Here is a 7,263-nt window from a genome sequence, read left to right as displayed (position 1 = left end):
GTATGCTGTAAGCTGCTGTCATTTTCGTTTCTTTTTCTGTCTCTTCTGTTTCAATTTTATGTCCTATCTTAACCTTACTTTGCTATACATCTGCGATCGCGGGATTAGGTAAGATTTCAGGATTGACGCTCTTCTTGTAGTCCTTCTAACAGTTCATCTACGGTGACATTGCTTGAATTCATTAAGGATACAAAGCTTTCTGTTAGTGTTGTGACTTGGGGAATTCTGGGGACAATTACGGCAAATTCACCGATTTGGAGCAGGGTGAGGGTTTGTCCTTCGTGGGTTTGCAGGGTGTTTAGCACATCTTGAGGAATGCTAATTTGTCCTTCTTTTTGTACTTGTAGAGAGAAGACTTTCATGGAAGTATTTGCTGATTCAGTTAAGTACATCAGTCCTCCTGATTTATCTTTACAGTATAGTCTTGGATTTATATGTTGATGTGGCGATCGCATTAAATATAAAGCAATTGATTAGCAATTTCATCGGCTGTCAATGGATCGAGAATCGAGAAGTTGCCGTTATATCCTTACAATTCATTAGATCGTTGTAGCATTTTCAAAAGTTTTGTGTGATTTTGCCAGATTGCCACTCTACTATTTTGATAAACTTTGGCGATGAAAGGGGATTGATTTCCCTTGATGAATCTCTCGATGCTGTCTAGAGCCTGAATAAAAGTTTGTGACATTTCTTCACCACTGGCATCGCCGATCGCTAAAACAAAAACTCTTGCCTTAGAACTAGCGATCTCTATTTGCTCAGAGGGCGTACGTCCCAGATTGGCATCTTTAGTCAAGACAATCCATCCTCTACGGCTGACTTCTGACAACCATTCGACATCTGGAGAATTGGGGGCAAAATGATCGATATGCGCTTCAGCATTTGCGCCTGCGTTGCGTAGGATTTTGACTAAATTTTTGCCTAAGGCTCTATCTACAAAAAAGATAGGCTTATCGGTATTTTTCTTGTTCACGCAATTTGAGGAGGGAGTTCGTAGCGGATCGCTTCTTCGATTTGGAGTCTTGTGCAGCCGTAGTCTTCAGCCAGTAAATCTATAGAATCTCCTGCTCGATAGCGTTCGGCAACAATGGATGTGGGAATGCCTGTATCAGCGATCGCTAAACGCCCAAAGGATACGGCGGGATCGAAGACGAGAAGTTTTGGACTATCGGATTGATTGGGGCGCAGGTTGGGGAATAGGCGAATGGCAACTTGGCGATCGTATTCGATGCGTTTGAGGAGTTGATTAAGAGTTTGACGCATGGCTAACTGTCCATTTTCGGAGGCGTTAATCAGTTTTCCTACGGATTCGACAAAGAGGTTTACGCCGTCGGTCTGGAAGTCAATGCTTGCGAGGGGATGTGGGGTGGCAAATTCACGTTCGATGTAGTCAAGGGCGGTGCGAACTTTGTCTAAGCGGATATTGTGGTCTTGGCGAATCACTCGCAATACATGAGCTTCTACGAGGTTGATGAATGAGAGTTGTGAAAATTCGGTGCTGGGGCGCTGGATGAGGGGGGCAGAAAATTGTTGTCCGTCTTTGGTGTTGTAGGTACGCCCATGTAGCCAAGCTTGTAATGTACCCGATGGAATCCGCAAGTAACGAGCGGCATCGGCTACTGTATAGGCTGGAAGGTTTTGAAGTTTGGTTGCATTTGTCATTTTTGATTTAGCCGATCGCTAACGTTGTTAGTGGTTGAATGGTTTGCAATTCATCATTTTCTGTTTGTTGAGCGTGATATAAGTCCCAACATTGTTGAAGATTCATCCAGAAGTCTGGTGATGTGGAAAAGAATTTGGCTAGGCGGAGGGCAGTGCTAGGTGTGATACCTCGGCGGCGATTGATGATTTCATTTACTCTTTGATAGGGGACATGAATGGCGTTGGCTAGTTCTTGCTGCGTTAATCCCAACGGAATGAGAAATTCTTCTAATAACATTTCCCCTGCGTGGGTTGGTGGGCGATGGGTTGGTATGCGTGTCATATTTAATACTTCTATCTTTAACTTAGTGATAATCTACAATTTCTACTTGATTTGCACCTGTGCTAGTCCAGATAAAGCAAATTCGATATTGATTATTGATGCGAATACTATGCTGACCTTTACGATCGCCTGCTAATGCTTCTAGTCGATTGTTGGGTGGAACGCGCAGATCGTTGAGGGTAGTTGCGGCGTTGATTTGGTCGAGTTTGCGGGTTGCAACTTTACAAATGGATGCTGGACAAACTTTTCTTGCCTCCTGAGAGTTTTTGCCGTTGAAGATGTCTTCAGTGCCTTGATTTTTGAATGAGACAATCATGATTTAGCATAATAACACGGATGTCATGCTAAACATGCATTTTAAAATTTTATTTCTTCTCGTACTAGTCTTTCTTCGTAGTCTTCTAGATTTTTGAGATAGTCGCTAAAGTCGGATTCGCTGATGGTTAGGGATTCGCTAAATTGCGTCCATTGCTGCCAGCGTTGGTTGTCTTGTTTGAGCATGAGAAAGTCAATAAAGTCACTGACTTCCTGAGCGAGTTCATTGGGAAGATGTTGGATTTTGGCGATCGCTAGGTCTTGTACTGTCATAAGTTTCACTTTTTGATACGGCTGATATCTAGAATAGGAGCTTTACTTTTTAGGTTTGGCTTCAATTCCTGCTTTGAAGGCAGTAAGGAAGACTTCAACAAAATCATTTTTGGCAATTTTTTTGATGGCTTCAAATGCACCTGCTGTGAGAGCAGCAACTAGACGATCTTTAAGGGGTGGTTTGTTTTCTATCTCTTCCATTGCGGCGGCGGTGATGATTTCTTTGCCTGCTTCGCTGGTGGGATCGGAGATTTGGGGGACGATTCCTTGCAGGATTTCAACGAGTTCTTTGGCTAGTTGTTGGGTGTTGGGGTCGTCTGTGCCGTAGTAGTTGTTTTGTGTGCCGATGTTGTCGCCTGTGACGGTTTGATCGCCTGCGATGACTTGTCCTACGGGGGCGTTGAAGTTAAAGGTCATATCTTTCTCGTTGGGTAATGTTTGGTGGTTGGTTAGGACTCAGGTGCTTTTTGGTTGTTTTGTGTGGCAATATTATCACCCTGTACTATTAGATTTCCAATAACTACTTGACCTACTGGTGCATTGAATGTGTTCTGCGAGTCTTTTGGATTGGATTTATCTTCAGGGGGTAAAGGTGTTTGAGCTATGTCGTAGTTGTAGTATTTGCATCGGGCTTGTATGGCGGTGATGACTGAGAGGGCTTCTTGGCTGGCTTCTGTAGGGATGAGGGTGAGGAGATGGGGGAGTTGTTGGGTGAGGGTGGGTAAGTTGCGATCGTTTTTAGTTATATTAATCAACGCCTCTTGTACCCGCAAATGCATATCAAAACCGCAATATTTCAGAGATTGAATAAGTGATTCAATTGCTTGTTTACCGCCAATATTTTCTAATGCGCCTATTAATTTATTTTGTACATTTGAATAATTAAAATTAACATCGCGGAAGTTGAAACTCTCAATAAGATGATGAAGTGCTTTTTTACCGCCGATTTTACCCATTACCTCTGCTACGCTCTCGACAATATAAGAATTTTCATCTTTCAGCAAATCAATAAGATGTTCAACAAATTCTTCACCTCCAATTTTGCCTAATGCTTCTGCCGCAATTGCTCTAACATAAGGAAAATGTTCTTGATCTTTTAAGACTTTTATTAGAGGCTCAACCGTATTGTAAGAGCCAATTTGGCTCAATGCACACGCAACACTCTCACGAACATAGGGATCTAAATCATTAAACACTTCATCAATAAGAGGCTGAACTGCTTTTTCATTCCCAATTTCACCTAAAGCTCTTGCAGCACTTTTGCGGACATTGGGATTATTATCTTTAAGTAAATCAATAATATGTTCAATAGCTTGTTCGCTTCCAATTTCCCCTAATGCCTCTACTGCCTTACTACGAACATTAGTTTCTTGATCTTGGAGAGATTGAATGAGCGATTCAACAGATATTCTACTTCCAGTTTTACCTAAAATCTTTGCTACTTGTCCCCGAATATCAGGATTTGGGTCATTAAGCATATTAATAAGATGACAAATACCTTTGTCACTGGCAATTTTCCCTAATGCCTCAATTAGATTTCTACGAATATAATTATCATTATTTTCATCTTGGAGATTACAGATAATATCTTCAGCAGCTTGATCGTTGCCAATCTTTTCTATTGCACATATTGCCTCTCCAACAACGAGGATATTTTTATCTTTGAGTAAGTCAATTAAAGGGGCGATACATCTATTGTTACGGATTTTTCCTAATGCTTCTGCTGAATATTGACGAACTTCATAAATTGGATCGCGCAGAGATTCAATAAGAACATCAATAGATTCTTCACTACCAATTATCCCCAAAGCTTCTACTGCAAATCTGCGGACTTCATCGCTACAACTTTTTAGGACATCAATAAGATGTTTTACAACTTGATCACCTCCAATTCTAGCTAAAGCTTCTGATGCCGCTTTAGGTGCATCATCTATTTCGGCAATTAATAAATCACAAGTACTTTGACAAAATTCCCATAGGCAAGGAATATCCAATTCATCAGTAGAGACAGGATTTATAGTTTCGTCATTTGTGATTTTTCCTAGAGCCTCTACCTCGCTACTACGATTAGAATCTCGATTTCTAAGTATGTCAAAAAGAGGTTCAATAGCTCTTTCATCGCCAATCTCCCCCAATGCCTCTGCTGCTCTTCTACAAACAAACGAATCTTGATCTTGGAGAGATTGAATAAGAGGTTGAACGGCTTGCTTGTTGCCGATTTTACCAAGCACTTCTATTGATTTTATGCGAATATCAGAATCTTGATCTTCGAGGGTTTGGATCAGAGATTCAACTGCTCTATCATTGCCAATTAAGCCTAATGCTTCTATTACCTTAGTACGAACATGAGGACTTTGATCATGGAGAGATTTAAGAAGGGATTCAATAGCATTATCACTGCCAATTGAGCCTAGCACCTCTACTACTGTTATACGAATACCAAAATCTTGATCTTCGAGACATTGGATAAGAGATTCGATAGCTTTATTTGTACCAATAGCTCCTATAGCAGTTAGCGCACTCATCCACTTATCAGCATCTTGCTGTTTAGAAAATTGCAAGAGGGATATGATCGTATAATCAGATTTCGTTTCTCCTAAAAGCTCAATCGCCGACCCCTGAGGTATTTCCCGTTCCTCAATTTCCCGAATCAACAACCCAACAGTCTTTTCCTGAAACTCATACTTCACCGCCCCAGCCAACCTCGCCCCCAACCGCAAATCTACCTCCAGCGCCAGCCGTACCACCCGCACCGCCTGCTCCTCACCCTCCACCAACTCCAACATCAACGCCAAAGGTTCTGTCCATTTCAAATAATTGAGATAGTCATGCTGTAATCGTTCATAGCTGATTTGTTGATTTTCTAATAGTCCTAACAACCACTCCGCCGCATAATATTCTTGAATTAATTGATGCTCAAATTCAACGCGATCATTATTAATCTGAATTAAATGATGCTTTAGTAAATCATTTAGCCATCTAATTGCACAGTCATCAGGATATTCTACTTTTCCTTTCAAGAAATCAACCAAAATACTTTCTGCTTGTTGACGCGGAATCGTCACCCGTGCATCTGTCAGATTTTTGCCGCAAGTCATCTTAAACGCTAGATACTGTAACAACCGTCCACACCATGTCCGCAAGCGCTCTGACAGTAACTCCTTCTTGCTATCTCTATAGCCCACCGTAAACGCCCGAAACACCATACCCAAATTCGGTGGAATCTGCTCAGACTGCTGAAACAACGAACAAAGCATCCATAACAACAAAGGTGTTTGCCCAAACTCCCGCAACCGTCCCGACAACTGCCGCAACAATCTCTCCCCCTGCTTCGGCAAATACGCCATCACAAACTGCTGCATCTGCGGCTCCGTCAAAGGCTGCATCTCTAACCGCTTGGCAATCCCCAAATCCCCACCCGCACTCAACTCCCGCGTCGTAAAGATCATTGGGCAAGTTTTTTGATAAAGCTCCCGAAATTGATTCACCCGAGCGCGACCGCGATCCGATGGCAACTCATTCACCCCATCCACCAACAGCAACAACCGCCCCTGACGCAATAGCTGCTTAATCCCCGCCTCATCAATATTCAAAGCAGGATCGTGTTTGTGCATAAAAGCAAGAATGCGATCGCATACAGAAGACTCATTCGCCTCCGAAGGCAAATACCGCAACTCCACCAACACAGGAATTTTCGCTAAGCGATCGCTTAACGCATTTTCCGCCTCCTGTAACAACAACCGCGCCAAAGCCGTAGACTTCCCCGATCCTGATCTACCCACCAGCAACACATGATCCGATGCATACTTACAGATCCCCTCCAGCACAGGCAACCGCTCAATTTTTTCCTTCTTTTCCTCTTCCCCTTTTTCCTTTTGACTTTCTACTTTTTCCTTGTCCACCGTCTGCACCTGCACCATCAAGCCGAAATCAAAAAAAGCAGGTGCAATGCGATCGCGTTCCACCCGTTGCGATTCCCGTCCCGTCGCATCTGTCAGCGTATACAAGCGCCACCATTGCTGATAAGCACTTACCAGCGATCGCAAATAATCATCAAAACAAATCTCTTCACCCATGCTGTAAATCAATCCCTTAGGACATAAATAAACCAAGAACTCAAGTTCTTGGCTAAAAGCTCAAGTCCACTGAAGTGGACTACAGAATACCGTTAATTAACCCGTTTCAACGGGTTTGAGCTTTTAGACCGCACTTGAGTGCAGGGCTATTGAAAATTGATTTTATAGACTTCCACTGAGATTTAGTCTTTTTTTCATCTCAGCAAAACTAATCGGCTGTTCTACTCGACGTTCAGCAATGATCGCTAAATCATGAATGTCTTCTAGCATTTGCTCATACTGCTCAATACTTAAAATCACGGCTGTTTTAGTACCGTTTGCATCCACAATATATTGCTCTCGTGCTGTAGTAGTCATATTTTGATTTAGGTGACACTCCCATACATATTAGCAACTTATACCTGAAGACTAAATAAGTAGCAAAGCATAAGTAAACTTAAAACCAGAGAGCGTACCGCCCGCTGGTTTTAGTTTTTAATGATGCTGAACTACTTATTAGAAAATGCGATCGCCCGAACAATCGACCGAACAAACGTTAAGATACCGACGGGGATCTAGTCTGCTAGAATCAGGGCTAGGTATTTACCCTCCTGCTTAGTTCATGCCCCACTCGTT

At 42.4% G+C, this 7,263-nt stretch carries 9 protein-coding genes; all 9 read right to left on the bottom strand.

The genetic code is table 11. The features are described from left to right. Positions 1-116: 116 nt before the first annotated feature. Positions 117-392: a hypothetical protein gene (locus CQ839_RS04975; protein ID WP_146048697.1), complete on the bottom strand. Its 276-nt coding sequence runs from the start codon at positions 390-392 to the stop codon at positions 117-119. A 137-nt stretch (positions 393-529) separates the two neighbouring features. Next, positions 530-973 carry a hypothetical protein gene (locus CQ839_RS04970; protein ID WP_103667170.1) on the bottom strand — a complete coding sequence of 148 codons (444 nt, stop codon included), beginning with the start codon at positions 971-973 and terminating at the stop codon, positions 530-532. Next, positions 970-1,662: a DUF433 domain-containing protein gene (locus tag CQ839_RS04965; protein WP_103667169.1), complete on the bottom strand. Its 693-nt coding sequence runs from the start codon at positions 1,660-1,662 to the stop codon at positions 970-972. Before CQ839_RS04965 ends, CQ839_RS04970 begins: the two co-directional genes overlap by 4 nt. 7 nt (positions 1,663-1,669) lie before the next feature. After that, the gene (locus CQ839_RS04960; RefSeq protein WP_103667168.1) at positions 1,670-1,984 is read right to left on the bottom strand and encodes a HigA family addiction module antitoxin; all 315 of its coding nucleotides are present in this window, start codon (positions 1,982-1,984) and stop codon (positions 1,670-1,672) included. A gap of 22 nt (positions 1,985-2,006) precedes the next feature. Further along, positions 2,007-2,300 (bottom strand): type II toxin-antitoxin system RelE/ParE family toxin, encoded by a 294-nt coding sequence (locus tag CQ839_RS04955; RefSeq protein WP_103667167.1) that lies wholly within the window; start codon positions 2,298-2,300, stop codon positions 2,007-2,009. A 41-nt stretch (positions 2,301-2,341) separates the two neighbouring features. Continuing rightward, a complete protein-coding gene (locus CQ839_RS04950; protein WP_103667166.1) occupies positions 2,342-2,572 on the bottom strand; it encodes a DUF2281 domain-containing protein in 231 nt (76 codons plus the stop codon). A 42-nt stretch (positions 2,573-2,614) separates the two neighbouring features. Continuing rightward, a complete protein-coding gene (locus CQ839_RS04945) occupies positions 2,615-2,989 on the bottom strand; it encodes a hypothetical protein (protein WP_103667165.1) in 375 nt (124 codons plus the stop codon). Positions 2,990-3,021: 32 nt separating this feature from the next. After that, entirely contained in the window at positions 3,022-6,648 is a 3,627-nt protein-coding gene (locus CQ839_RS25880; RefSeq protein WP_103667164.1) for a HEAT repeat domain-containing protein, read from the bottom strand. 162 nt (positions 6,649-6,810) lie between these two features. After that, positions 6,811-7,005 (bottom strand): prevent-host-death family protein, encoded by a 195-nt coding sequence (locus CQ839_RS04935; RefSeq protein ID WP_103667163.1) that lies wholly within the window; start codon positions 7,003-7,005, stop codon positions 6,811-6,813. Positions 7,006-7,263: the final 258 nt, after the last annotated feature.

This window comes from Pseudanabaena sp. BC1403 (genome assembly GCF_002914585.1).
Taxonomy (GTDB): Bacteria; Cyanobacteriota; Cyanobacteriia; order Pseudanabaenales; family Pseudanabaenaceae; genus Pseudanabaena.
The sequence above is the reverse complement of the archived record's forward strand: the minus strand, read 5'-3'. Positions and strand labels throughout refer to the sequence as shown.